24 protein-coding genes are annotated in these 26,014 nt (G+C 72.0%); 14 read left to right on the top strand and 10 right to left on the bottom strand.

All coding sequences use genetic code 11. The annotated features are described in order from the left end of the window. Window positions 1-254 precede the first annotated feature (254 nt). The 3 genes from ABEE00_RS11205 to ABEE00_RS11195 all read right to left on the bottom strand — a co-directional run bounded on the left by ABEE00_RS11205 (window position 255) and on the right by ABEE00_RS11195 (window position 2,055). Window positions 255-830, bottom strand: a complete 576-nt coding sequence (locus ABEE00_RS11205; RefSeq protein ID WP_345745196.1) for a TerD family protein — start codon at window positions 828-830, stop codon at window positions 255-257. Window positions 831-973: 143 nt separating this feature from the next. Then, the gene (locus tag ABEE00_RS11200; protein ID WP_345745195.1) at window positions 974-1,432 is read right to left on the bottom strand and encodes a peroxiredoxin; all 459 of its coding nucleotides are present in this window, start codon (window positions 1,430-1,432) and stop codon (window positions 974-976) included. 185 nt (window positions 1,433-1,617) lie between these two features. Beyond that, on the bottom strand, window positions 1,618-2,055 hold the full coding sequence (locus tag ABEE00_RS11195) for a DUF3052 domain-containing protein (RefSeq protein WP_345745194.1): 438 nt from the start codon (window positions 2,053-2,055) through the stop codon (window positions 1,618-1,620). A gap of 471 nt (window positions 2,056-2,526) precedes the next feature. On the opposite strand from ABEE00_RS11195, the gene aceE reads away from it, so the two are divergent. Then, window positions 2,527-5,274 (top strand): pyruvate dehydrogenase (acetyl-transferring), homodimeric type, encoded by a 2,748-nt coding sequence (gene aceE / locus ABEE00_RS11190; protein WP_345745193.1) that lies wholly within the window; start codon window positions 2,527-2,529, stop codon window positions 5,272-5,274. A gap of 144 nt (window positions 5,275-5,418) precedes the next feature. On the opposite strand, the gene ABEE00_RS11185 is transcribed toward aceE, so the two are convergent. After that, window positions 5,419-5,859: a peptidase inhibitor family I36 protein gene (locus tag ABEE00_RS11185; protein ID WP_345745192.1), complete on the bottom strand. Its 441-nt coding sequence runs from the start codon at window positions 5,857-5,859 to the stop codon at window positions 5,419-5,421. A gap of 161 nt (window positions 5,860-6,020) precedes the next feature. Continuing rightward, window positions 6,021-7,640, bottom strand: a complete 1,620-nt coding sequence (locus ABEE00_RS11180) for an MFS transporter (RefSeq protein ID WP_345745191.1) — start codon at window positions 7,638-7,640, stop codon at window positions 6,021-6,023. 110 nt (window positions 7,641-7,750) lie between these two features. Between ABEE00_RS11180 and ABEE00_RS11175 the strand changes: the two genes are divergently transcribed. From ABEE00_RS11175 to ABEE00_RS11150, 6 genes are all read left to right on the top strand, one after another. Then, entirely contained in the window at window positions 7,751-8,386 is a 636-nt protein-coding gene (locus ABEE00_RS11175) for a TetR/AcrR family transcriptional regulator (protein WP_345745428.1), read from the top strand. 155 nt (window positions 8,387-8,541) lie between these two features. Beyond that, window positions 8,542-9,825, top strand: a complete 1,284-nt coding sequence (locus ABEE00_RS11170) for an alpha/beta hydrolase (protein WP_451918548.1) — start codon at window positions 8,542-8,544, stop codon at window positions 9,823-9,825. Window positions 9,826-9,880: 55 nt separating this feature from the next. Continuing rightward, window positions 9,881-10,780, top strand: a complete 900-nt coding sequence (locus tag ABEE00_RS11165) for a DUF4429 domain-containing protein (protein WP_345745190.1) — start codon at window positions 9,881-9,883, stop codon at window positions 10,778-10,780. 200 nt (window positions 10,781-10,980) lie between these two features. Beyond that, window positions 10,981-12,336 (top strand): sensor histidine kinase, encoded by a 1,356-nt coding sequence (locus tag ABEE00_RS11160; RefSeq protein WP_451918547.1) that lies wholly within the window; start codon window positions 10,981-10,983, stop codon window positions 12,334-12,336. After that, complete coding sequence (locus ABEE00_RS11155) at window positions 12,333-13,013, top strand: response regulator transcription factor (protein WP_345745189.1); 681 nt, start codon at window positions 12,333-12,335, stop codon at window positions 13,011-13,013. The genes ABEE00_RS11160 and ABEE00_RS11155 overlap by 4 nt, the downstream gene beginning before the upstream one ends. 204 nt (window positions 13,014-13,217) lie before the next feature. After that, on the top strand, window positions 13,218-14,405 hold the full coding sequence (locus ABEE00_RS11150; RefSeq protein WP_345745188.1) for an alpha/beta hydrolase: 1,188 nt from the start codon (window positions 13,218-13,220) through the stop codon (window positions 14,403-14,405). 155 nt (window positions 14,406-14,560) lie between these two features. Here the strand turns inward: ABEE00_RS11150 and ABEE00_RS11145 are convergent, their stop codons facing one another. Both ABEE00_RS11145 and ABEE00_RS11140 read right to left on the bottom strand, forming a co-directional pair. Next, on the bottom strand, window positions 14,561-15,628 hold the full coding sequence (locus ABEE00_RS11145) for an aldo/keto reductase (protein WP_345745187.1): 1,068 nt from the start codon (window positions 15,626-15,628) through the stop codon (window positions 14,561-14,563). Continuing rightward, window positions 15,625-16,131: a MerR family transcriptional regulator gene (locus tag ABEE00_RS11140; protein WP_345745186.1), complete on the bottom strand. Its 507-nt coding sequence runs from the start codon at window positions 16,129-16,131 to the stop codon at window positions 15,625-15,627. The genes ABEE00_RS11145 and ABEE00_RS11140 overlap by 4 nt, the downstream gene beginning before the upstream one ends. 89 nt (window positions 16,132-16,220) lie before the next feature. Here ABEE00_RS11140 and ABEE00_RS11135 point away from each other — a divergent pair, with 89 nt between their 5' ends. Beyond that, a complete protein-coding gene (locus tag ABEE00_RS11135; protein WP_345745185.1) occupies window positions 16,221-17,039 on the top strand; it encodes a serine hydrolase domain-containing protein in 819 nt (272 codons plus the stop codon). Between the two features lie 170 nt (window positions 17,040-17,209). On the opposite strand, the gene ABEE00_RS11130 is transcribed toward ABEE00_RS11135, so the two are convergent. Beyond that, window positions 17,210-17,896: a pirin family protein gene (locus ABEE00_RS11130; protein WP_345745184.1), complete on the bottom strand. Its 687-nt coding sequence runs from the start codon at window positions 17,894-17,896 to the stop codon at window positions 17,210-17,212. 101 nt (window positions 17,897-17,997) lie between these two features. Here ABEE00_RS11130 and ABEE00_RS11125 point away from each other — a divergent pair, with 101 nt between their 5' ends. The 5 genes from ABEE00_RS11125 (at window position 17,998) to ABEE00_RS11105 (ending at window position 23,063) form a co-directional block, all read left to right on the top strand. Beyond that, on the top strand, window positions 17,998-19,218 hold the full coding sequence (locus ABEE00_RS11125) for a PucR family transcriptional regulator (RefSeq protein WP_345745183.1): 1,221 nt from the start codon (window positions 17,998-18,000) through the stop codon (window positions 19,216-19,218). A 100-nt stretch (window positions 19,219-19,318) separates the two neighbouring features. Next, window positions 19,319-20,266 (top strand): ACP S-malonyltransferase, encoded by a 948-nt coding sequence (locus tag ABEE00_RS11120; protein WP_345745182.1) that lies wholly within the window; start codon window positions 19,319-19,321, stop codon window positions 20,264-20,266. A 22-nt stretch (window positions 20,267-20,288) separates the two neighbouring features. After that, complete coding sequence (locus tag ABEE00_RS11115) at window positions 20,289-21,323, top strand: ketoacyl-ACP synthase III (RefSeq protein ID WP_345745181.1); 1,035 nt, start codon at window positions 20,289-20,291, stop codon at window positions 21,321-21,323. 98 nt (window positions 21,324-21,421) lie between these two features. Next, window positions 21,422-21,667 carry an acyl carrier protein gene (locus tag ABEE00_RS11110; RefSeq protein WP_345745180.1) on the top strand — a complete coding sequence of 82 codons (246 nt, stop codon included), beginning with the start codon at window positions 21,422-21,424 and terminating at the stop codon, window positions 21,665-21,667. Window positions 21,668-21,800: 133 nt separating this feature from the next. After that, window positions 21,801-23,063 carry a beta-ketoacyl-[acyl-carrier-protein] synthase family protein gene (locus ABEE00_RS11105; protein ID WP_345745179.1) on the top strand — a complete coding sequence of 421 codons (1,263 nt, stop codon included), beginning with the start codon at window positions 21,801-21,803 and terminating at the stop codon, window positions 23,061-23,063. A 112-nt stretch (window positions 23,064-23,175) separates the two neighbouring features. Here ABEE00_RS11105 and ABEE00_RS11100 read toward each other — a convergent pair whose 3' ends face one another. Further along, window positions 23,176-24,060, bottom strand: coding sequence for an NAD(P)-dependent oxidoreductase (locus ABEE00_RS11100; RefSeq protein WP_345745178.1), 885 nt, complete (start codon window positions 24,058-24,060; stop codon window positions 23,176-23,178). A gap of 18 nt (window positions 24,061-24,078) precedes the next feature. Further along, window positions 24,079-24,573 carry a DUF3145 domain-containing protein gene (locus ABEE00_RS11095; RefSeq protein WP_345745177.1) on the bottom strand — a complete coding sequence of 165 codons (495 nt, stop codon included), beginning with the start codon at window positions 24,571-24,573 and terminating at the stop codon, window positions 24,079-24,081. Between the two features lie 420 nt (window positions 24,574-24,993). Between ABEE00_RS11095 and ABEE00_RS11090 the strand changes: the two genes are divergently transcribed. Continuing rightward, window positions 24,994-25,932 carry an SGNH/GDSL hydrolase family protein gene (locus ABEE00_RS11090; RefSeq protein ID WP_345745176.1) on the top strand — a complete coding sequence of 313 codons (939 nt, stop codon included), beginning with the start codon at window positions 24,994-24,996 and terminating at the stop codon, window positions 25,930-25,932. The last annotated feature ends 82 nt before the right edge of the window (window positions 25,933-26,014 follow it).

The raw sequence follows: 26,014 nt of genomic DNA, 5'->3' as shown, positions 1-26,014 counted from the left end.
CCTCCCGGAGCCGACCGCACTCTGACTGTCCTGTGCCGACAGCGCCCGGCGCCGCACACCTCCCGACGGAAGTCTGCGGCGCCGGGCCACTGCGTCCAAGCGCACAACGGGTTGTGCTCACACTGTGCGCTGTGTTCTTTGTGATCGCGGAGCGCTGTGCTCTTGTGATCGCAGCGACCGCGGAGCGCGCTTCGTGATCACGGAGCACGGCCGGCCGCTGAACCGGCCGCGCTGGGGGTGACGCGGAAAGCGGCTCAGACGTTGACGCCGAAGTCCTGCGCGATGCCGCGCAGCCCCGAGGCGTAACCCTGGCCGATGGCGCGGAACTTCCACTCCGCACCGTGCCGGTACAGCTCGCCGAAGACCATCGCGGTCTCCGTCGAGGCGTCCTCGCTGAGGTCGTAGCGGGCCAGCTCGGTGTTGTCCGCCTGGTTCACCACGCGGATGAAGGCGTTGCGGACCTGGCCGAAGCTCTGCTGCCGGGTCTCGGCCTCGTAGATCGAGACCGGGAAGACGATCTTCTCCACGTCGGCCGGGACGCCCGCGAGATTGACCTTGATGACCTCGTCGTCGCCCTCGCCCTCACCGGTGAGGTTGTCCCCGGTGTGCTCGACAGAGCCGTCGGGGCTCTTGAGGTTGTTGAAGAAGACGAAGTTCTGGTCGTTGGCGACCTTGCCCTCGCCGTTCGTCAGCAGCGCGCTCGCGTCGAGGTCGAAGTCCGCACCGGTCGTGGTGCGAACGTCCCACCCCAGACCGACGATCACGGCGGTGAGGTTCGGCGCCTCCTTGGTCAGCGAGACGTTGCCGCCCTTGCTGAGGCTGACTCCCACGAGTCCTCCTGATTGGTGTGAGCAAGGAGCACTGCGTGTGCCCCCGTATTGCTGATGTCGGATGCCGTCGGATCAACGAGTCGATCCTAGTGAGCGGTTCCCCGGGCTCACAGGTCTCTGCCCGAACGGGCTTCAGCGGGGGCTCAGAGGGCTTCGAGCGCCTTCACGTAGTCGTTCAGGTCGCGGGCGTCCGGCAGGCCGTTCTCGACGGTCCAGCGGACGGTGCCCTCCTTGTCGATGATGAAGGTGCCGCGCACCGCGCAGCCCTTCTCCTCGTCGAAGACGCCGTACGCGCGGGAGGCCTCGCCGTGCGGCCAGAAGTCGGAGAGCAGCGGGTACTCCAGGCCCTCCTGCTCGGCGAAGACCCGCAGCGCGAACGGGGAGTCGTTGGAGACGGCCAGGAGCTGCACGTCGTCGTTCACGAACTGCGGCAGCTCGTCACGCAGCGCGCACAGCTCGCCGGTGCACACACCGGTGAAGGCGAAGGGGTAGAAGAGCAGGACGACGTTCTTCTTCCCCGCGAAGTCGGAGAGCGAGACCGCCTCCCCGTGCTGGTTCTTCAGCGTGAAGTCCGGAGCCTTGGTGCCGACCTCGATGGCCATGGGTGGAGCGCCCCTCTCTGGGTGGTCTGCGTGCTGACCGCCCCAGTCTTTCACCCCGGCCTCGGGGGCCAGGACCCGCCGGGTGCCGGGCAGCGCACAGCTCAGGGGCGCGGAGCCCGGCGGTCTCAACTGCCGGGGCCCGCGCCCCTGTTGTGGTCTGCTGCGACGGGTGAACCGTCGGGGAGTCACCGCTGCTTCGCGGCGCCCTTCGGGGTGACCAGCCTGCTGCCGGTCCAGTCCTTGCCCGCGTTGACGGTGCTGGTCTGGGAGAGTCCGGCGGTCTGCGCCGCCTCGCCGATCTCACTCGGCTCGACATAACCCTCACGGCCCGTCTTGGGAGTGATCAGCCAGACCGGGGCACCCGCGTCGATCATCGTGGTGGCGTCCACCAGCGCGTCCGTCAGGTCGCCGTCCTCCTCGCGGAACCACAGAATCACGGCATCGGCCACGTCGTCGTGATCCTCGTCGACGAGCTCCGTACCCGTGATGGCCTCGATTCCCTCACGGAGTGCCTGCTCGGCGTCGTCGTCGTAACCGAGCTCCTGGACCACCTGCCCGGGCTGGAAACCCAGCCTTGCGGCGGGGTTGGTCCGCTCCTCCGCGTGGTCCGCGGTCGCGCTCACGGATTGCCTCCTGTCTCTTTCTGGAATATGGCTTGCGCCCCGCGCGCACGCGAAGCATTGGCCGTAGTCCACACGGGCGGGACGGATCGCGCAAGTACCCGGCCATTCATCCCGCCCAAACGTTGACGTCTCCTCCCACAATGCCTGACCCCTCGCGGTCCGCACCACAGGGATCTGCCTGGGATCGGACGGTTTTGCCCCGGCCGGGACCGGGCACACCGGCGGCCCGGCCCGCGTGGCGCGGCTCCGCGTCCCGTGCCGCGCCCGTGGCCGGAAGCGAACGCTCCTTACGTGGCCGCAAACACGGGCGTAGGGTGCCGAATTGGGCACCTCCCGCTCCGGTCTGCGGATCGCCGTACGGGCCGCCCGGGTTACCTCGGGGTAGAGATGACGTACGCGAGGCTGCGGTCCACGATGGAGGCGGCGCGACACCCAAAGACGGAGTGCAAGACCGAACAGCGAAGGAACAGCGTGGCTTCCGCAGCAGATCGCAACCCGATCATCATTGGCGGCCTTCCCAGCCAGGTCCCGGATTTCGATCCCGAGGAGACCCGGGAGTGGCTCGACTCGCTCGACGCGGCGGTGGACGAACGAGGCCGCTCGAGGGCCCGCTATCTCATGCTCCGGCTGATCGAGCGCGCCCGGGAGAAGCGCGTCGCGGTGCCGGAGATGCGCAGCACGGACTACGTCAACACCATCGCGACCAAGGACGAGCCCTTCTTCCCCGGCAACGAGGAGATCGAGCGGAAGGTCCTGAACGCGACCCGCTGGAACGCGGCCGTGATGGTCTCCCGCGCGCAGCGTCCCGGCATCGGGGTGGGCGGCCACATCGCCACCTTCGCCTCCTCGGCCTCGCTCTACGACGTGGGCTTCAACCACTTCTTCCGCGGCAAGGACCAGGGAGACGGCGGTGACCAGGTCTTCTTCCAGGGGCACGCGTCGCCGGGCATCTACGCCCGCGCCTATCTGCTGGACCGGCTGAGCGAGCAGCAGCTCGACGGCTTCCGGCAGGAGAAGAGCGCCGGGCAGCACGGGCTCTCCAGCTATCCGCACCCGCGGTCGATGCCGGACTTCTGGGAGTTCCCCACGGTGTCGATGGGCCTGGGCCCGATCGGCGCGGTCTACCAGGCGCGGATGAACCGCTATATGGAGGCCCGCGGCATCGCCGACACCTCCAAGTCGCACGTGTGGGCCTTCCTCGGCGACGGGGAGATGGACGAGCCGGAGTCGCTGGGGCAGCTCTCCCTCGCGGCGCGCGAGGGCCTGGACAACCTCACCTTCGTGATCAACTGCAACCTGCAGCGGCTCGACGGCCCCGTGCGCGGCAACGGGAAGATCATCCAGGAGCTGGAGTCGTACTTCCGCGGCGCCGGCTGGAACGTGATCAAGCTCGTGTGGGACCGCTCCTGGGACCCGCTGCTCGCACAGGACCGCGACGGAGTGCTGGTCAACAAGCTGAACACCACTCCCGACGGGCAGTTCCAGACCTATGCCACGGAGAGCGGCGCCTACATCCGCGAGCACTTCTTCGGCGGGGACCAGCGGCTGCGGGCCATGGCGGAGAACATGACCGACCACGAGCTGCTGCACCTGGGCCGCGGCGGCCACGACCACCGCAAGGTCTACGCGGCGTACAAGGCGGCCAAGGAGCACCAGGGCCAGCCGACGGTGATCCTCGCGCAGACGATCAAGGGCTGGACGCTGGGCCCCAACTTCGAGGGCCGGAACGCCACCCACCAGATGAAGAAGCTGACCGTGGAGGACCTCAAGGGCTTCCGCGACCGGCTGCATCTCCCCATCCCGGACAAGGACTTGGAGTCCGGGCTGCCGCCCTACTACCACCCGGGGCGGGAGTCGGAGGAGATCCAGTACATGCACGACAGGCGGCACGAGCAGGGCGGCTACGTGCCCACCCGCATCAACAGGGCCAAGCCGCTGAACCTCCCCGAGGACAAGGCCTACGCCGCGGTCAAGAAGGGCTCGGGGCAGCAGCAGATCGCCACCACGATGGCCTTCGTGCGGCTGCTCAAGGACCTGATGCGGGACAAGGAGATCGGCAAGCGCTTCGTGCCGATCGCGCCCGACGAATACCGCACCTTCGGAATGGACTCCTTCTTTCCCTCGGCGAAGATCTACAACCCGCTGGGGCAGACCTACGAGTCCGTCGACCGCGAACTCCTGCTCGCCTACAAGGAGTCGCCCACCGGGCAGATGCTGCACGACGGCATCACCGAGGCCGGGTGCACGGCGGCCGCCATCGCGGCGGGCTCGGCCTATGCCACCCACGGCGAGCCGCTGATCCCGATCTACGTCTTCTACTCGATGTTCGGCTTCCAGCGGACCGGCGATCAGTTCTGGCAGATGGGCGACCAGCTCGCGCGGGGCTTCGTGCTCGGCGCGACGGCGGGCCGCACCACGCTGACCGGCGAGGGGCTCCAGCACGCCGACGGGCACTCGCAGCTCCTGGCCTCGACCAACCCGGCGTGCGTGGCCTACGACCCGGCCTTCGGCTTCGAGATCGCGCACATCGTGCAGGACGGGCTGCGCCGGATGTACGGCTCCAGCGAGGAGCACCCGCAGGGCGAGGACGTCTTCTACTACCTCACCGTCTACAACGAGCCCATCCACCAGCCGGCCGAGCCCGAGAACGTGGACGTCGAGGGCATCCTCAAGGGGCTCTACCGCTACCAGGAGGGCGAGCGGGGCACCCACACGGCGCAGATCCTCGCCTCCGGCGTGGCGCTGCCCTGGGCCCTGGAGGCGCAGAAGATCCTCGCGGAGGACTGGGACGTGAAGGCCGACGTGTGGTCGGCGACCTCCTGGAACGAGCTGCGCCGCGACGCGGTCTCGGTGGAGCAGCACAACCTGCTGCACCCCGAGGAGGAGCAGCGGGTGCCCTATGTGACGCGCAAGCTGCAGAGCGCGGAGGGCCCGAAGGTGGCCGTCTCGGACTGGATGCGGTCGGTTCCTGACCAGATCGCGCGCTGGGTGCCGGGCACCTACCAGTCGCTCGGCGCCGACGGCTTCGGCTTCGCGGACACCCGGGGCGCGGCGCGGCGCTTCTTCCACATCGACGCGCAGTCGATCGTGCTCGGCGTGCTCACCGAGCTCGCCCGCGAGGGCAAGGTGGACCGCTCGGCGCTGAAGCAGGCCATGGACCGCTACCAGCTCCTGGACGTGACGGCGGCCGACCCGGGCGCGGCGGGCGGCGACGCGTAACGCTGCGCTGGGCTGAAGCCGATGTGCCGGGCCCCTGGGGCCCGGCACTCCCGTGTGTGCCGGTGGAGTCCCGCGGTGACCGCCGATGCGTGGGTCTCAGCGTGCTTTCCGCTGCGGCGGACTTCTGTGCCGTACCCGCGCATGTCAGTGCGTCCACACCTTGAACGCCCGCACCCGGTACGGGGATGCGGGGGTCCAGGTGCCGGAGGGGTGGGTGTGGAACTCGGCGGTCTCCTGGCACTCCCGGCTCTCGTACACCGTCACGGGGTGGCCCGTGCGGTTGGCGAAGGACGCGGCGCCGGTGCCGCGCGGGAGGGGCACGCAGCTCTCCATGCCGGCCGGGCTCGGCTCGTACACCTGCCGTGGCCCGGTGAAGTCCTCGCGCTCCCAGAGGCAGAGGCTCCCCCGCGCGCACTCCCCGAGCCTCGGCTGCGTACCCGGGTGGCCCGAGGCGCCCGGCGCACCCGGCGCACTGGAGGCCGGAGTGGCGGCGAGCAGCGCGGCCAGCGCGGCGGTGAACAGGGCCGCCGCGGCCCTCGGCGCGGCGACACGGGTGACGCGGGCTCCACAGACAGACTTCCGCACAGCGATCAACTCCCCCGAACGAGGCCCTCGTTGGGCCCGTGAGGGGATCAGCTTCCGACGCGCGACGGCCGGCCCGCCAGAGCGGGCCGGCCGTGTTCACCGGGACGGGCGAGGAAGTTGTCCACAAGCTCCGCAGCACCCCGCACCCCGGCGGCGCGGGCTCAGACGTGGACCGAGGGCCCCGCGTCGTTCGCCCCGCGCTTCGTGAAGAAGGCGACCGCCGCGGCCACCACGGCGACGATGCTCGCGCAGACGAAGGCCAGGCCCATGCCGGACATGAAGGAGCCGTGCACGACGTGCTTCATGGCCTCGGCGAACTGCGGCGGGGTGCCCTTCGGCGCTGGCGGCGCCATGCCGACCTCGGCCGCGCTCTTGAGCTGCTCCATCTGCTTGCCGGGGAGCGGCGGGAGCTTGGCCTCCGCCCACTTCTCGGGGAAGGTGCTGCCCACCTTCGAGGCCATGACCGCGCCCAGCACGGCCGTGCCGAGGCTGCCGCCGACCTGCATCGCGGCCTGCTGGAGGCCGCCGGCGACGCCCGCGTGGCGGAGCGGCGCGTTGCCCACGATGACCTCGGTGGCGCCGACCATGACCGGCGCGAGGCCGAGACCCAGCAGCGCGAACCAGAACGAGGTGGTGAGGGTCGTGCTGTCGGTCTCCAGCGTGGAGAGGCCGTACAGCGCGACGGCGGCGATGACCATGGCGCTGACCAGCGGGATTCGCGGCCCGAAGCGGGTGATCACCGAACCCGCGAGCGGCGAGCCGACGATCATCATCGCGGTGAGCGGCAGCAGCCGCAGGCCGCTGTCGAGGGGGCTCATGCCGTGGACGTTCTGCAAGTAGAAGGTCACGAAGAAGAGCCCGCCCATGAAGCCGAAGGCCATCAGGACCATCAGCACGGTGCCCGCGGCGAGCGGCACCGAGCGGAACAGGCTCATCGGCAGCAGCGGCTCGGGGACCCGGGTCTCCCAGAACGCGAAGAGCACGAAGGCGAGGACGGAGACGGCGAGGAAGCCGAGCGTCCACGCGTCGCCCCAGCCCCACGCCGGAGCCTTGATCAGCGCCCAGACCAGGCAGAACATCGCGCCGGACAGCAGCACGATGCCGGGGATGTCGAAGGACTTCGGGGCGTTCTCGGCGCGGTGGTCGATGAGCAGGAACAGGCCCATGAGCAGCGCGGCCAGGCCGACCGGGACGTTGATGAAGAACACCGACTCCCAGCTCACGTGCTCCACGAGCAGCCCGCCGACGATCGGCCCGGCGGCGGTGGAGGCGCCGATGACCGCGCCCCAGATGCCGATGGCGGCGTTCAGCTTCTCGGCGGGGAAGGAGGCGCGCAGCAGGCCCAGCGCGGCGGGCATCAGCAGCGCGCCGAAGGCGCCCTGGAGCACGCGGAAGGCGATGACCAGGGAGATGCTGCCGGACAGTCCGATCGCGGCCGAGGTGGCGGCGAAGCCGACGACGCCCAGCAGGAAGGTCTGGCGGTGGCCGAAGCGGTCACCGATCTTGCCCGCGGTGATCAGCGAGACGGCCAGCGCGAGCAGATAGCCGTTGGTGATCCACTGCACGTCGGCGAGCGAGGCGCCGAGGTCCTTCTGGATCGCCGGGTTGGCGATGGCGACGATCGTGCCGTCCAGGGCGACCATCGTGACGCCCAGCGCGACGGTGAGCAGCGTCAGCCAGGGGTGGCCGCGGAGGCCGCGGCGTACGCCCGGTATATCTGTTTCGGCCGAGGTCGGCGGTGGGCCCTGCGGGTCCGCCGGGGTGGTGGTCTGGGAGCTCATGGCGCCACGCTAATGACAGCCGCTGACAATTGACAAACTTATTTAATCGCCGGTAGATGTCAGGTGGCTCACAGCCGACAGAGGCCGTGCGAGGAGTGGAGGTGGCCGCGGTGACCGGTCTGCGGGAGAGGAAGAAACAGCGGACCAGGGACGCGCTGATCCGGACCGCGCACGAGCTCTTCGTCGAGCACGGCTACGAGGCCACCACGGTCGACGAGATCGCCGAGGCCGTGGACGTCTCGCAGCGCACCTTCTTCCGCTACTTCGCGAGCAAGGAGGAGGTCGCCTTCGCGCTCCAGGACCTCATCGAGCAGCGCTACTTCGAGGCCGTACGCGAACGCCCCGAGGGCGAGCCCCCGTTGGAGGTGCTGCGCCGTCCGCTGGACGAGTCGTGGAAGAGCATCGGCGAGACCGTCCACGAGATCGTGCCGATCCAGCTGCACATGCGGATGTGGCAGGTCATCGAGACCACACCGGCGCTGGTCTCGGTGATGCTGCGGCGCTCGGTGCACATGGAGGAGAAGCTCTCCGCGGAGATCGCGCGCCGCGAGGGCCTGGACCTGGACGCCGACCCGCGGCCGCGGGTGCTGGTCGCCGCGTTCTCCGGGGTGATGCGCGCGGCCGGGCGGCTGTGGGGGTGCGGCGAGGACGCGAGCATCGACGCCGCGCGCGCGTTCGTCGCCTCGTACATGGACAGCATCGAGGGCGCGCTCGCGGGCGACTGGGGCGGCAAGAGCGGCGCCTGAGCCCCCGTACGGCCCGCTCACCTGGCCGGTCGTGCGGCAGGGCATGACGGGTGACGCCGGACACACCCGAACTGACCCAATTACCCGGTGCGGAAACGTGAGATGGGTCACCGGAGTCTCGGGGTCGCTGCCGGTTCTCCTAGGGTGTCCCCCCAGTGACTTCCTTTTCGGCATTCGGCACCCCGCTGTCCGGAGCAGGCTTCCCCTCGTCGGGCGCTCCGGGCGCCACCGCCTGGCGCGTCCTGCTCGCGCTGGCGGTGGTGTTCGTCCTGCTCGCCACGACCGGCTGGACGGCGCTGAACAAGGGCGACGCGGCCCCGGGCCCCCGCGAGGCGGCGCTGCTCGCCTGGCACAAGGGCAGCATCGGCGGCAGGGCGCTCCCCGCGGCCGACGGGTCCCCCAAGGTCATCGCGCGCTTCTTCCACTCGCTGAGCGGCGCCCAGCAGAAGCAGCTCGCCGACCGCTATCCGCTCGTCGTCGGCAATCTCGGCGGCGCGCCCGTCGAGCTGCGCTACGAGGCCAACCACACCGCGCTCCACGAGGCTCGCGACGTGGAGCGGAAACGGATGCACGACGACCGGCTCACGGACGAGGGCCGGTACGAGGCCGGGCGCCGGATGCACCGCTTCGAGTCGATGCTGAAGCCCGACCGGCAGATCCTCGCCTTCGACCCGACCGGGCGCGGCCGCGCCGCCGAGGTGTTCGGCGACCTGACCCGCGCCCAGCGGGTCTCCGTCGTGGTGCCCGGCGTGGACACCGAGCTGCTGACCTTCGAGAAGACCGAGCGCAGGTACGCGGCCCCGGCCGGCATGGGCCGCGCGCTCCAGGAGCAGCAGAGCGCCGCCTCGCCGAACGTGCGCACCGCCACCGTGGCCTGGGCCGACTACACCGCGCCCGTCGGGCTCGGCATGGACTCGGCCTCCGGCGACCTCGCCGAGCAGGGCGCGCAGCGGCTCAACGACTTCGTACGGCAGCTCGGGCAGCTCCCCGGCTCGCCCAAGACCTCGCTGTTCTGCCACAGCTACGGCTCCGTGGTGTGCGGTGAGGCCGCGCGCAAGCTGCCCTCGCGCGTCACCGACATCGCCGTGATGGGCAGCCCCGGCATGCGCGCCGACTCCGCCGAGCAGCTCGACACCAAGGCCCGCGTGTGGGCCGCGCGGGACAAGGACGACTGGATCGCGGACGTGCCGCACATGGAGTTCGGCGGCCTCGGGCACGGCGCCGACCCCGTGTCGCAGGGCTTCGGCGCACGCCGCCTCGGGACCTCGGGCGCGGCGAAGCACACCGGTTACTTCGTTCCCGGCACCGGGAGCCTGGCCAACTTCGCGGCGATCGGCGCCGGTTCGTACCAGAAGGTCAACTGCGCCACCACGGACCCCGGTTGCACGGGCGCAACGGACCACGAGACCTCGCAGCCGACGTACCGCGCCGCGGACTGACGCGCGTAGCGCGGAGAGGGGGACGCGCGCGCTGCTCGCGCTTACGATGGCCCACATGGGTGATGTACTGGCTGGAATTCACTCCACCTGGGAGTTCGACACGGACTCCGTGCTCATCCGCTTCGAACGGGGGATCCGCACACCGAAGCTCTTCCACGTCCTGGGAGAGCGGCGCGTCCCGTACGAGGCGCTGAGCGAGGTCGAGCTCGCGCCCGGGGGGAAGCGCGGGACGGTGGTGCTCCGCGCCGTGCCGCGCGCCGGTGCCGATCCGCTGCTGGAGGCGGCGGACGGGCAGCTCAAGGAGGCCAACGACCCGTTCAGGCTGGTGCTGCCCGCCGAGCGGGAGACGCTCGCCGAGTACTACGCGACGGAGCTGCGCGCGGTCCTCGGCCCCGACGCGCGAAAACCCGCGGACCGGCACCTGGTGCCGGCGCCCCCCGCACCGCTCAACTTCAAGGCGTACGACGGCAAGGCGAGCTTCGACGGCGACGCGGTCTCCTTCCGCTGGTCCTGGACCGGCGCCTCCTCGGCGAAGTGGAAGGCGGGCGACCAGAGATTCGCCGTGGCCGACCTGGAGGGCGTCGAGTGGCGCTCGCCCGAGGCGTTCAACGGGCACCTCCGGCTGCGGGTGCGCGGGACCGAGGCGCCGGGCGAGGCCGACCTCGACCCGGCCTCGGTGGTCTGCGGCCTGGGCTACGGGCTGGTGTACGAGTCGCTGCCGTTCGCGGCCGCCGTGCTGGAGGCGGTACGCGCGACGGAGCCCTCGGCGGTGGGGAGCACGCCGTGTACGGGCGCGGCGGGAGGTGTCGCGCCGGGAGCCGCGGGGGCTGCCGGACGGCCCGACCCCGCCGACATCGCCGAGCGCATCCGGCACCTGGGCGAGCTGCACGCGGCGGGGCTGCTCACGGACGACGAGTTCACGGAGAAGAAGGCGGAGCTGCTGGCGGAGCTGTGACCTCGCCGGTCCGGCTTGGGGCGGTCAGCTCGTGGTGGTCCGGCTCGTGCTGGTGAGGTGACCTCGCCGGTCCGGCCCGCCCCTTTGTGCCGCGTCCCGATCCGCGTCTCCGACCCCGTACCCCCTACCCCGGTACGGGGTCGGCCCCGTACCCGAGGAGGACGGCGGCTGTCAGTGGCCGTGCATACGCTGGCCTGACTATGAAGAAGCTGAGGCGGAAGACGCGGCAGGGGCCCTCGCGCTGGGCGCGGATGCGGCCGTGGCTGCCGCATGCGCCCGGCTTTGTGCTGACGGCGATCCTCCTGCCGGTCACCGTCACCATGCTCATGAACGACTACGGGGTGGCCGGCGGCGTCGCCGGGGCGCTGGCCGTCGGGCAGGCCGGGCCGCTGCTGCTGGTCGCCGCGCGCCCGCTGACCGCCTGGGGCGTGATCTTCGCGTCCGACGTCGTCGGGGCGTTCGTGATATCGCCCTCCCTGCGCCACGGCCTCGGGGACGGCCCCCAGCAGCACCCCTATCCGTGGACGCCGATGGTGGTCATCGGCTATCTGCTGGTCTGCGTCTGGCTGGCCGCGCGGCACGGGCGGCGGACGCTGATAACGGTGTGGCTGACCGGCACGGCGTTCTCCCTGCTCCTCGCGTCCATGAAGGTCAGCGCCAACGGCACCAGCTCTCTGTTCATCGTGCTCAGCGGCCTGGTCCTGCTGCTCGGCGCCGTCGTGCGGGAGCGCTCCGAGGCCCGGCGCCAGTTGGCCGAGCAGGAGACCATCAGCGAGGCCGAGCGCGCGCGGCGCACCCTCCTGGAGGAGCGGGCCAGGATCGCGCGGGAGCTGCACGACGTGGTCGCCCACCACATGTCGGTGATCACCGTGCAGGCGGACAGCGCGCCGTACAGGCTGCAGGGCCTCCCGCCCGAGGCCGCCGAGGAGTTCGGCACCATCGCCGGCACCGCGCGCCAGTCGCTGAGCGAGATGCGCAGACTCCTCGGCGTGCTCCGCAGCGAGGAGGCGCAGGGTGAGCGGACACCGCAGCCCGGGCTCGACCGGCTGGACCAGCTCGTGGAGGCGACGGTGCGCGCGGGTGTGCCCACCGACCTGGAGCTCGCGCCCGGGCTGTCGCTGCTGCCCCAGGGCGTCCAGCTCTCGGCGTACCGCATCGTTCAGGAGGCCCTGGCCAACGTCGTGCGGCACGCTCCGGGCGCGGCCACCTCGGTGACGGTGCGCGAGGCGGATTCCGGGCTGAGCGTGCGGGTGGTCAACGGGCCGGCCCGCGCGGCGCGCGACGGGCCGCTGGAGACCTCGGGGACCGGGCACGGGCTGGTCGGCATGCGGGAGCGGGTGCGGCTGGTCGGCGGCTCGCTGGAGACCGGGGCCACACCGGAGGGCGGCTTCCGCGTCGCCGCCGAGCTGCCCCTGACCTCGCAGGAGTCGCGGGAGTCTCAGGAGCCGCAGGAGCAGTCCCCGCAGCAGGACGCGCAGAGCGCACAGGACGCACAGACCACACACGACATACCGCAGACCGCAACCACACGGCAGGAGGGCGAAGCCGCCTCATGACCACCCGCGTGATCATCGTCGATGACCAGGCCATGGTGCGGGCCGGATTCGCCGCGCTGCTCGCGGCGCAGAGCGACATCGACGTGGTCGGCGAGGCGGCCGACGGCACCGAGGGCGTCGCGCTCGCCCGCCGCACCCACCCCGACGTGGTGCTGATGGACGTGCGCATGCCGGAGATGGACGGCCTGGAGGCGGCACGCGAACTCCTCGCGCCCGCGCGGGCGGTGACACACCTGCCGAAGGTGCTGATGCTGACCACCTTCGACGTGGACGACTATGTGTACGAGGCGCTGCGTGCCGGGGCCAGCGGCTTTCTGCTCAAGGACGCGCCGCCGGCCGACCTGATCTCCGCGGTACGGGTGGTGGCCGAGGGCGAAGCGCTGCTCGCCCCCTCGGTGACCCGCCGCCTGATCGCCGACTTCGCGCGCAGCCGCCCGGCCCCGCGCAAGCAGCCCGCGCTGCGGCTCAACGGGCTGACCGAGCGCGAGACCGAGGTGCTGGGCCTGGTGGCGCGCGGGCTGTCCAACACCGAGATCGCCGGGAGCCTGGTGCTGGCCGAGCAGACGGTGAAGACCCACGTCAGCCGGATACTCACCAAGCTGGATCTGCGGGACAGGGCGCAGGCGGTGGTGTTCGCGTACGAGTCGGGGCTGGTGTCCCCCGGCGAGACCCCGTAAGGCCCGAGTCCCGTAAGGCCCAAGCCCCGTAAGGCGCGAACCCCTTAAGGCCCGGACCTCGCAGCCCTCTCCCCCGCCCCCCTCGTCATACCCGGGTATCACCCGGCGGTTGGCTCCCCGGTGTGACGCCGGGCGGCAAGGCGTCTTCGCACTCTCTCTCCGCAAGGCGGCCGGACCCTCCGGCTGCCGGAGGAGGGATCCGGAATGCCCGTCGTCACCCGCCGTCTCAGGCGTGCCCTGGTCGCGAGCGCGCTCGTCGGCGTCACCGTCGCCGGTACGGCGGGCTGGGCCGCGGGCACCGCGCAGACCCCGGTCACCGGCCCGCCGCCGGGCTCCGTCTCCTGGCGCGCCGACGACTCGCTGGGCAGAGAGCTGCCGGCCCCCGACGCGGGCCCGGCCCGCATCGCCCGCTTCTTCGACGGGCTGGACGCCAAGCAGCGGCAGGGCCTCGCGCACCGGCACCCGCTGATCGTCGGCAACCTCGACGGCGCCCCCGTGAAGGTGCGCTACGAGGCCAACCGCACCGCTCTCCGGCAGGCCGTGCGGATCCACCGGGAGCGCGCCGCTGACAGCTCGCTCCCGCGCTCGTACCGGGACACGGCGCGGGGCAAGGCCGACCGCTACGCCGAACTCCTCGCTCCCGGGCGGCAGATCCTCGCCTTCGACCCGCGCGGGCGCGGCCAGCTCGCCGTGGTGCACGGGGACCTGGAGCGGGCGCGGCGGACCGCCGTGGTCGTCCCCGGCAACGACGTGGACCTGGCCTCCTTCGACAGGAAGAAGGACAGGTACGGCACCTCCGAGGGCATGGCCACCGCGCTGCGCGCGCGCATGGCCCGGCAGTCCCCCGGCACCCGCACCGCGGTGATCGCCTGGGCCGGGTACACCACCCCCGTAGGGGTCGGCCCCGACGCGGCGACCTCGCGGCTGGCCGAGGCGGGCGCTCCGCGGCTGGAGCGCCTGCTGCACGGGCTGGACCGCACCGGCGCCGCGGCCCCCACGGTGTTCTGCCACAGCTATGGCTCGGTGCTGTGCGCGAAGGCCGCACCGCATCTGACCAGGCGCGACGCGAGCGGTCTCGTGGTGCTGGCCTCCCCCGGCATGGACGTCGGCTCGGCGAGGGACCTGAGCACCTCCGTACCGGTGTGGGCCACCCAGCGCGACGAGGGCGACTGGATCGGGCGGGTGCCCAGCCTGCGGGTCTTCGGCGTCGGGCACGGCGCCGACCCCGCCGACCCGGACTTCGGCGCGCGGCTGCTGGCCTCGCCCGACTCCCGCGGGCACACCGGCTACTTCGCGCCCGGCAGCGGCGCGCTCGCCAACTACGCGTCGCTGACGCTGGGTTCGTACGAGCGGGTGCGGTGCGCGGAAGCGGGGTGCACGGACGATGTCTGATCCCACGGCGCCCGGCACGCTCCTGGCCTTGCTGTCCTGGCTCCCGGTGTGCGCGGCCGCCGCGCTCGCCCGCGGGTGGCTGGCGCGGCTGGTACGCCGGACGCGCGCGGTCCAGCCCGGCGCACCAGCCGCCGCCCCGGCCCCGGTCCCCGGCGCTACTCGCGTCCGGCCGAGGTGAAGCTCATGTCGGCGTACCGGTCGCCGGTGACCCGCGAGGCGACCGGCTCCAGCAGCTCCAGTTCGGCGTCGGAGAGCGCGATGCGGGTGGCGCCCGCGTTCTCCTCCAGGCGGGAGCGCTTCCGGGTGCCGGGGATCGGGAGCACGCTCAGCCCCTCGTACCTGCGGTCCTGGTGGTGCACCCAGGCCAGCGCGATCTGCGCGGGCGTCGCACCGTGCGCCGCGGCGACCTCGCGCAGCGGGGCCAGCAGCTCCGCGTTGGCCGCGGCGTTGTCGCCGGTGAAGCGCGGCATGGTCCGGCGGAAGTCGTCGGCCGTCAGCTCGCTCTCGGCCTGCGTGAAAGCGCCGGTCAGGAAGCCGCGGCCGAGCGGCGAGTACGGGACGAAGGCCACGCCCAGCTCCCGCGCGGCGGGCACCACGTGCCGCTCCACGTCACGCGAGAACAGCGACCACTCGGACTGCACCGCCGCGATGGGGTGCACCGCGTGCGCAGCGCGCAGCTCGTCGGCCGTGACCTCGCTCAGGCCCAGGTGCTTGACCTTGCCCTCGCGGACCAGCTCGGCCATGGCGCCGACGGACTCCTCCAGCGGCACGTTCACGTCCCTGCGGTGCATGTAGTAGAGGTCGATCGCCTCGACCCCGAGCCGCCGCAGGCTGCCCTCCACGCTCTCCCTGATGTACGCGGGATCGTTGCGCACGATCCGCTTGGACGGGTCACCGGGGACCCCCGAGATCGCGAACTTCGTGGCCAGCACGAGGTCGTCGCGGTTGGCCTGCACGAAGGGGGCGATGAACTCCTCGTTCTCGCCCTTCTCGTTGCCGTACACGTCCGCCGTGTCGAAGAGCGTGACGCCCAGCTCCAGCGCGCGGTCCAGGGTGGCCCGCGCCTCCGCGGGGTCGTCGGTCGGCCCGTACGCCCAGCTCATGCCCATGCAGCCGAGGCCCTGCACGCCGACCTGCGGACCGCCGGCGCCGAGCGGCGCCGTGCGGATGCGTGCGCCGTTCCCCGATGCCCCGCTGCCTGTCACGGTGTCCTTCTCGCTCATGCGGGCCTCCTGGCCTCCCCCGGGGGCCGTCCGCTCCCGGAGTAGATGTCGATCTTGTAGTCGAGGACCGCGAGGGTGTCCTGGAGGTCGGCGATGCGCTGCCGCACGTCCTCGCGTGTGGCCGCGAGCAGCTCGTACCGCTCGGCGAAGGTGTGCTCGCCCTCCCGTACGAGCTCCGCGTAGCGCACCATGTCGGCGACCGCCATGCCGGTGCGGCGCAGCTTGCCCACGAACTGCAGCCAGTCCAGGTCACGGTTGGTGAACCTGCGCTGGCCCGTGTGCGACCTGTCCACGTGCGGCATCAGGCCGATGCGCTCGTACCAGCGCAGCGTGTGCGCGCTGAAGCCGCTCACCTCGGCGACCTCGCCGATCGTGTAGCGGTCCCGCCCGTCGGGCTGGGGATGCACCACGCGCTGCTCGGCGCAGCGGCGCACGGTCTCGTTCACCGGCGCCCGTACCGGTGTGTGCTCCTGGGCCGCGCTCTCCGTCTCCATCACGGTCATAAGTGAACGCTAGGGACTTGGAGTGCACTCCAAGCAAGCGCAAAATCCCGGCCAATTCGCGCGCCGGGCCCCGGGTTAGGGTCGGGGGCATGGAGAGCCTGCGCAGCCTGCGGACGATCGAGAACTGGCCGGTGGACAACGCGGCGGCGGCCGTCGTGCGCGCCGACGGCACCGTGGCCGGCACCCACGGTCCGGTGGACCGGCGTTTTCCCCTCGCCTCGGTGACCAAGCTGCTCGCCGCGTACGCCGCGCTGATCGCCCTCGAGGAGGGCGCGGCCGAGCTGGACGAGCCCGCGGGGCCCGAGGGCGCGACCGTACGGCATCTGCTCGCGCACACCTCCGGGCTGGCCTTCGACGAGGACCGGCGGATGGCCGAGCCCGGCGCCCGCCGCATCTACTCGAACGCGGGCTTCGAGGCGCTGGGCGACCACCTGGCGAAGGCGACCGACATCCCGTTCCCGCAGTATCTGCGCGAGGCGGTCCTCGAACCGCTGGGCATGCGGGACACGGAGCTGGCCGGTTCGCCCGCGAAGGACGCGGTGTCCACGGTCGCCGACATGATCCGCTTCGCCGCCGAGCTCCAGGCCCCGCGCCTGCTGGACCGTACGACGCTGGACGAGGCGACCCGGGTGGTGTGGCCCGGGCTCAAGGGCGTGCTGCCGGGCTACGGGCTCCAGTCGCCGAACGACTGGGGCCTCGGCTTCGAGATCCGCGACGGCAAGTCGCCGCACTGGACGGGCGAGCACTCCTCGCCCCGGACATACGGCCACTTCGGCCAGTCCGGCACGTTCCTGTGGGTCGACCCGGAGGCGGCCGCGGCCTGCGTGGCCCTCACGGACCGCCCGTTCGGGCCGTGGGCGATCGAGGCGTGGACACCGTTCACGGACGAGGTGCTCAGCGAGCTGTAGATCTTTTCCCGCCGCAGCGGTAAGTGCGTGCGGCGGCGGCCTTCGGCGGTGGCAGCGCAGCCTGCGGGCTGACGGCGACAGCCGGGGTCCGGGGCACCGCCCCGGTTTCGGGAAGGGGCGGGGTCGGGGAATGACGCGCCCCGCAAGCGCAAAGCAACGCACACGGCGCGCTACCCGTAGGACGGTTCCGCGTGCATCTCCCACATCAGCAGCTCGGCACCCTCGGCGCCGGCCGTCGCCGCCAAGTCGTACGCGTCCGTGATGCGCGCCGCGTCGCCCTCGTCGAGGGTGCGGCCCTCCAGCCGCACCCGACCCCGTACGACGTGCACGTACGTCCACGCGGCGTCGGGCACCGCGGTCCGCTCCCCCGCGCCGAGCCGCCGCACGTGCAGCACCGCGTCGGTGCGCGGCGGCGCGAAGGGCGTGCCGTCCGCGATGCCGTGGACGAGCTCGTACTCGGGCTCCGTGCCGAAGGCGCCCGGCACCAGCCACATCTGTACGAAGCGCAGCGGACCCTCGCCCGCGTTCCGCTCGACGTGCCGCACGCCGCTGCCGGCGCCGAGCCGCTGCACGTCGCCCGGGCGCACCACCGAGGCGTGGCCGCGCGAGTCGCGGTGCTCCAGCTCGCCCTCGACGACCCAGGTGACGATCTCCACGTCGCGGTGCGGGTGTTCGGCGAAGCCGGCGCCCGGCGCGAGGCGCTCCTCGTTGCAGGCGACCAGCAGGCCGAACCCGGTGTTGTCCGGGTCGTAGAAGCCGGAGAAGGAGAAGGCGTGCCGGGTGTCGATGCCCGCCTCCGCCTCGCCTCCCCGGTAGCGCTCGTCCGCGCGCCGCACATCGACCAGCACATCGACCATGGGCCCACGGTATCCCCCGTCACCCGCGCCACATACGCGGCATGTTGTCCCGGAACCGCCCCAAGCCCCGCGCCGCGCACCCCATGAGGCAGGCTTGTCACGTGCCTGAACCCAACGAGCCCCCGAACGAACCGCCGCCCGCCGAGCCGCCGAACTCCTCGGAGCACCCGCACGCCGCGACGCTCCGACGCCTCGAGCAGTCCTCGGGGAAGCTGGCCGCCGCCGCCATCGCGCGGATGGACGAGCAGCTTCCCTGGTACCGCGCCATGCCCCCGGAGAACCGGTCCTGGATCGGCCTGGTGGCACAGGCCGGCATCGCGGCCTTCACGGAGTGGTTCCGGCACCCGGAGACGCCGCAGGCGATCAGCACCGACGTGTTCGGCACCGCGCCCCGCGAGCTGACCAGGGCGATCACGCTGCGCCAGACCGTGGAGATGGTGCGCACCACCATCGAGGTCGTCGAGGCGGCGATCGACGAGGTGGCCGCGCCGGGCGACGAGTCGGTGCTGCGCGAGGCGCTGCTGGTCTACGCGCGGGAGATCGCCTTCGCCACCGCCCAGGTGTACGCGCAGGCCGCCGAGGCCCGCGGCGCCTGGGACGCGCGCCTGGAGTCGCTAGTGGTGAACGCGGTGCTCTCCGGCGAGGCCGACGAGGGCGCGGTCTCCCGCGCGGCGGCCCTCGGCTGGAACTCCCCGGAGCACGTGTCCGTGGTCCTCGGCACAGCCCCGGACGGCGACAGCGAGCTGACCGTCGAGGCCATCAGGCGCGCGGCCCGGCACGCCAAGCTCCAGGTACTGACGGGCGTGCTCGGCACCCGGCTCGTGGTCATCGCAGGCGGCTCCGACGACCCCCTTCGTACGGCGAAGTCGCTGATCGGACCGTTCGCGCCGGGCCCCGTCGTGGCAGGACCCGTGGTGGGCGACCTGCTCTCGGCCACCCGTTCCGCGCAGGCGGCGGCCGCCGGCCTGCGGGCGTGCGCGGCCTGGCCCGACGCCCCGCGTCCGGTCCTCGCGGACGATCTCCTTCCGGAGCGCGCGATGGCGGGCGACCCCGCCGCGCGGGACCTCTTGGTGGAGGAGATCTACAGACCGCTGGAGGAAGCGGGCTCCGCTCTGCTGGAGACCCTGAGCGTCTATCTGGAACAGGCCAGCAGCCTGGAGGGCGCGGCGCGGATGCTCTTCGTGCATCCCAACACCGTGCGCTACCGGCTGCGACGTGTGACGGACGTCACCGGCTGGTCGCCCTCCGACGTCCGTTCCGCCTTCACGCTGCGCATCGCGCTCATCCTGGGGCGTCTCGCGGACTTCGAGAAGCAGCCCTAGGCTCACACCGCCCGTTTGTCAGGGGCCCACAATTCCCCTGACGGTTCTTCGTATCGGTCCCCACCGGCGGGGACCGCCGTCCACAGGAGAGAGTGAAAGAGTGCTCGTACTCGTCGCTCCCGGCCAAGGCGCCCAGACGCCTGGCCTTCTGACCCCCTGGCTCGAACTCCCCGGCGTCCCCGAGAAGGTCGCGGAGTGGTCGGACGCCATCGGCCTCGACCTGGTGCATTACGGCACCGAGGCCGACGCCGACGCGATCCGTGACACCGCCGTGGCCCAGCCGCTGCTGGTGGCCTCCGCGCTGATCTCGGCCGGTGCGCTGCTCGGCGAGCGGAAGCCGGCCGAGGTGCTGGGCGCCGTCGCGGGCCACAGCGTCGGCGAGCTCGCGGCCGCCTCGCTGGCCGGCACGCTCGCGCCGCGCGACGCGATGTCGCTGGTGCGCACCCGCGGCAAGGCCATGGCGGAGGCGGCAGCGGTCACCGAGACCGGCATGTCGGCGGTGCTCGGCGGCGACCCGGAACAGGTCACCGCGCACCTGGAGAAGCTCGGCCTGGCCCCGGCCAACGTCAACGGCGGCGGCCAGATCGTCGCCGCAGGCACCGCGGAGCAGCTCGCCGCGCTCGCCGAGGACAAGCCGGAGAAGGCCCGGGTGATCCCGCTCAAGGTCGCCGGCGCCTTCCACACGCACCACATGCAGCCCGCCGTGGCCGCGCTGGACTCCGCCGTGGCCGGCGTGAGCGCGCAGGACCCGGCGGTGCCGTACGTGTCCAACCTCGACGGACAGGTCGTGACCTCCGGCGACGAGCTCGTACGGCGTCTGGTGAACCAGATCTCCGCCCCGGTCCGCTGGGACCTGTGCATGGAGACCTTCACCGATCGCGGCGCCACCGCGATGATCGAGCTGTGCCCCGGCGGCACCCTGACCGGGCTGGCCAAGCGCGGCATGCGCGGCGTGCAGACGCTGGCGCTGAAGTCCCCCGACGACCTCGACGCGGCCCGTGAGCTGATCGCCGAGCAGACGCAGCAGTCGCAGTCGCAGTCCGCCTGAGCCCCAAGGAGCCCCGAGAAGCATGACCGCGAAGATCAAGCCCGCGAAGGGCGCCCCGTACGCGCGCATTCTCGGTGTCGGCGGCTACCGTCCGACCCGCGTGGTGCCGAACGAGGAGATCCTCAAGCACATCGACTCGTCCGACGAGTGGATCCGCTCCCGTTCCGGCATCGCCACCCGCCACTGGGCGGGCCCGGAGGAGACGGTCGCGGAGATGACCCTGGAGGCCGCCGGCAAGGCCATCGCGGACGCCGGGATCTCCCCCGAGCAGGTGGGCGCGGTCATCATCTCGACCGTCTCGCACTTCAAGCAGACCCCCGCCGTCGCCACCGAGATCGCCGCGCGGCTGGGCACCGACAAGGCCGCGGCCTTCGACATCAACGCGGGCTGCGCCGGCTTCGGATACGGTCTGACCCTCGCGAAGGGCCTGATCACCGAGGGCAGCGCCGAGTACGCGCTGGTGGTCGGCGCCGAGCGGCTCTCCGACCTCACCGACCTGACCGACCGCTCCACGGCGTTCCTGTTCGGGGACGGCGCGGGCGCCGCGATCGTCGGCCCCTCCGAGGAGCCCGCGATGGGCCCGACCATCTGGGGCTCGGAGGGCGACAAGGCCGATGTGATCTCCCAGACCGTGTCCTGGGAGGGCTACCGCATCGGCAACGTCGAGCAGCTCCCGCTCGACGAGGACGGCAACGTCAAGTTCCCCGCGATCCGGCAGGAGGGCCAGACGGTCTTCCGCTGGGCCGTGTTCGAGATGGCGAAGGTCGCGCAGCAGGCACTGGACGCCGCCGGCGTGAGCGCCGAGGACCTGGACGTCTTCATCCCGCACCAGGCCAACATGCGGATCATCGACTCGATGGTGAAGACCCTCAAGCTGCCGGAGAGCGTCACGGTCGCCCGCGACGTGGAGACCACCGGCAACACCTCGGCCGCCTCCATCCCGCTCGCCATGGAGCGGCTGCTGGCGACCGGGGAGGCGAAGAGCGGCGACACCGCGCTCGTCATCGGATTCGGGGCGGGTCTGGTTTACGCGGCCACGGTCGTTACCCTCCCCTAGTCAAGATCCACGCGGGTACGGATTCCGTGCCGGGCCCGGGTGGTGAACGTTTTCCGCAAGCAACACCCACACCGCAACACACCGAAGGAGCGCCTCAGATGGCCACGCAGGAAGAGATCGTCAAGGGTCTCGCCGAGATCGTCAACGAGATTGCCGGCATCCCGACCGAGGACGTCGAGCTGGGCAAGTCCTTCACCGACGACCTCGACGTCGACTCGCTGTCGATGGTCGAGGTGGTCGTCGCGGCCGAGGAGCGCTTCGGCGTGAAGATCCCGGACGACGACGTCAAGAACCTCAAGACCGTCGGCGACGCGACCGACTACATCCTCAAGCACCAGGACTGAACCGGGTCCTCATCCGACCCGTCCGTCCGTTGACGCGTTTGTCGCCACCCGCCGCGCGCCCCGGAGCACCTCTCCGGGGCCCCGGGCGGGGGGCTCAAACGGATCACCCCCTACCCGTGGAGACAGGAATCCCGTGAACGCGACCCAACCAAAGGTGGTCGTCACCGGTATCGGCGCAACCACACCGCTGGGTGGCGACAGCGCATCGACCTGGGAAGGTCTGGTCGCCGGACGCTCCGGCGCGCACCTTCTCGAGCAGGACTGGGCCGCCGACATGCCCGTGCGCATCGCCGCCGAGGCCGCCGTCGACCCGGCCGACATCCTGCCCCGCCCGCAGGTGCGCAAGCTGGACCGCTCGGCGCAGTTCGCGCTGATCGCGGCCCGTGAGGCCTGGGCGGACGCGGGCTTCACCGCCAAGGCGGGCGAGGACACGGCCGTTTCGCCGGACCGGCTCGGCTCCGTGATCGCCTCCGGCATCGGCGGCGTCCAGACGCTGCTGAACCAGTACGACGTGCTCAAGGAGAAGGGCGTACGCCGCGTCTCCCCGCACACCGTGCCGATGCTGATGCCCAACGGTCCCAGCGCCAACGTCGGCCTGGAGGTCAACGCGCGCGCCGGTGTGCACACGCCGGTCAGCGCCTGCGCCTCGGGCTCCGAGGCCATCGGCTACGGCATCGAGATGATCCGTACGGGCCGCGCCGACGTGGTCGTCTGCGGCGGCACCGAGGCGGCCATCCACCCGCTGCCCATCGCCGCCTTCGGCAACATGATGGCGATGTCCAAGAACAACGAGGACCCGCAGGGCGCCTCCCGCCCCTACGACACGGCCCGCAACGGCTTCGTGCTCGGCGAGGGCGCGGGCGTGATCGTGCTGGAGTCCGCCGAGCACGCGGAGCAGCGCGGCGCGAAGGTCTACGCGGAGGCCGTCGGCCAGGGCATCTCCGCCGACAGCCACGACATCGTGCAGCCCGAGCCCAGCGGCAACGGCATCGCGCTCGCCCTCCAGAACCTGGTCGAGCGCAACGACCTGAAGCCCGCCGAGATCCACCACATCAACGCGCACGCGACCTCCACCCCGCAGGGCGACATCGCGGAGCTGAAGGCGCTGCGCAAGGTGTTCGGCGACGATGTCGACCACATGGGCATCTCCGGTACGAAGTCGATGACCGGACACCTGCTGGGCGGCGCCGGCGGCGTGGAGACGGTGGCCTCCATCCTGGCGCTGTACCACCGCACGGCCCCGCCGACGATCAACATCGACGAGCTGGACCCCGAGGCGGACGCGGACATCGTGCTCGGCGAGTCCCGCACCCTCCCCGAGGGGAAGATCGCCGCGCTGAACAACTCGTTCGGCTTCGGCGGCCACAACGTGGTGCTGGCCTTCCGCACGGCCTGATTCCGTACGGCCTGATTCCGTACGGGGCACGAGCACCGGCCACGGCCTGACAAGGGGCGGCCCCTCCTCCGGGAGGGACCGCCCCTTCGTGCGTCGTCGGCGAACCGCGGCCTCAGTCCCCGGTGTCGTCCCGGTCGAAGCCCGCGTAGTACGAGGCGGCCATGTCCTCGTCCCCGTGGCCCTGTCGGGAGGCGCGCCGGAAGCGCTCGGCCCCGGCGGCGGCGATGTCCATCCGCACCCCGGCGGCCCGGCCCGCCTCGACGATCAGCCGGGAGTCCTTCTCGGCTGTGTCCACGGCGAAGCTCGGCGTGAAGTCGCGCGACCTGATGGCGGCGGCCTTGAGCTGGAGGTAGCCCATGTCGAGGGCGCCGCCGGCGACGGCCTCCAGGAAGTTTTGCGGGTCGACGCCCAGGCCCTCGGCGAGCGCCATCGCCTCGGCCGTCCCGTGCGTGACGGCCAGCACCCAGCTATTGCACACGAGCTTGAGGCGGCTGGCCGCGCCCGGCGTCCCGTCCACCCACACCGTGCGCGAGGCGATCGCGTCGAACACCGGCTCCAGCACGGTGTGCGCCTCGCCGGGTCCTGAGGCCAGCACCACGAGCTGCCCGTTCTCGGCGGGCTGGCGTGTGCCGAGCACCGGCGCGTCCACGAAGGTCAGGCCGTGCTCCTCGGCGAACCGCTGGAGCGGGGGCAGTCCCTCGACCCCCGCCGTGCCGGCCTGCATCCAGGTCGTGCCCGAGCCGAGCCCGGGCGCCGCCTCGCGCATGGTCTCCAGCGTGGTGGGCCCGTCGTACAGCATCGTGAGCACCACGTCCGCGCCCTCCACCGCCTCGGCGGGGGTGCCGGTCACGCGGGCGCCGTCGGTGCCGAGCGGCTCGGCCTTGGCGCGGGTGCGGTTCCAGACGCGGACGTCGAGGCCGGCGCGGCAGAGGTTGCGTGCCATCGCCGCGCCCATGATTCCCGTGCCGAGCACGGCAATTGAGGTTCGGTCAGCCATGCCGGAACCGTACGGCGCTCAGACCACCTGGTGCAGCCATCGCACCGGCGCGCCCTCGCCCGCGTACCTGAAGGGCTCCAGCTCGTCGTCCCAGGGCTTGCCGAGCAGCCGGGACAGCTCCGCCTGGAGGTCGCTCTCGCCGCGCGAGGCGCGGCCGAGCGCGGCGCGCAGCCGGTCCTCGGGGATCAGGATGTCGCCGTGCATGCCGGTGACGGCGTGGAAGATGCCCAGCTCGGGCGTGGAGCTGTAGCGCTCGCCCTCGGCCGAGGGGCAGGGCTCGGCCGTCACCTCGAAGCGCAGCAGGTGCCAGCCGCGCAGCGCGGAGGCCAGCTTGGACGCCGTACCGGGGTCGCCCTGCCAGGAGAACTCGGCGCGCCAGGTGCCGGGTGAGGCGGGCTGTCTGATCCAGTCGAGGCTGACGCGGGCGCCGAGGACTCCCGCCACGGCCCATTCGACGTGCGGGCACAGCGCGCGGGGCGCGGAGTGCACGTACAGAACTCCACGTGTCGTCACCGGGACCTCCAGTGCGGTTCGAGGGCCGCGCTCGGCAGCGACGCCTCGCCTGACTGCCGGTCAGACGCCGCTGTGGCACCTGACATCCTGCACCACCGGTCACTTCACTGTCAGCGGCCGAGGTTACGAACAGTAAACACCACGGCGATCAATTCTCCCCGAAAGGGACATGAAATGACGCGATGTAATATTTTGACGTTGCAATGCGCCCCCGTAGCTCCGCGAGCCACGGGGCAAAGCTATCGTGCACCGGCAGGCGGCGGGTGAGGGACCGCCCGATGCGCGGGGGACGCCGCCGGGCACACGGGGCACGGGACCGCGCAGGACACCCCGGGGGTCGGCATGCGCCACACGCACCGTGAGCAGGACGGGAACGGCGGGGCCGCACACAACGGCCGTCCGCGTACGGGTACTTGGCGGATGCGTGCCGCCGTCGCCGGCTCGGTCCTCGCGGTGATCGCCGGGGGCATCGGGCTCGCCGCCGCGTGCGGGGACCCCTCGGGGCCCGGCGGCGCGGGCACCGGAAGCGGCGGCGAGGGCGGGCAGCGCACACCGGGCACCGCGCGCCCCTCGGCCCCCTCCGCTCCCCCGTCCGCCTCGCCCTCGCCCTCGCGGGCGGCGGGCTGGGCCGGCGGCACGTCCTCCCTCGCCGCCGTCGGGGACTCCATCACCCGGGGTTTCGACGCCTGTTCGCTGCTCTCGGACTGCACCCGCGCCTCCTGGGCCACCGGTACGCAGCGCGGCGTGCGGAGCCTGGCGCAGCGGCTCCTGGACGACCCCGCGGGGCGCGGCTGGAACCACGCGGTGAGCGGCGCCGTGATGGCGGACCTCCCCGGACAGGTGGAGCGCGCCGCGCGGCGGAACCCGGATCTGGTGACGGTGCTGAGCGGCGCCAACGACGCGTGCCGCCCCACGGTCGGAGAGATGACCTCGGTGGAGGCGTACCGCGAGGACTTCCGCAAGGCGCTGGGCACGCTCTGGAAGGAGCGGCCGCGGACGCGGGTGTACGTGGCGAGCGTGCCGAACCTGCTGCGGCTGTGGGAGCAGGGCCGGTCCAACCCGCGCGCCGTGCAGATGTGGGACCTCGGCATCTGCCCCTCGATGCTGCGCGACGCACGCTCCGAGGACCCCGCAGACCAGCAGCGCAGGGCCCAGGTGCAGCAGCGGGTCATGGCGTACAACCGGGTGCTCCAGGAGGAGTGCGGCAGGCATGAGCGCTGCCGGTATGACGGCGGGGCGGTCTTCGGCTACCGCTTCACCACCGCGGAGTTGAGCCGCTGGGACTGGTTCCATCCGAGCCAGGAGGGGCAGCGGAAGCTGGCGGAGATCGCGTACGAGCGGATCACGGCCCGGCGCTGAGCGGGCCTCCGGCGGGGCCGACGGCGCGGCCCCGTACGCGCGGCGGCGGTTTCGCGCCACCCCGTGACACCCCAGGCCGATC

The sequence above is a fragment of the Streptomyces odontomachicola genome (genome assembly GCF_039605595.1).
Classification (GTDB): domain Bacteria; phylum Actinomycetota; class Actinomycetes; order Streptomycetales; family Streptomycetaceae; genus Streptomyces.
Note: the sequence above shows the minus strand (reverse complement) of the source record. Positions and strands in the feature narration are given on the sequence as shown.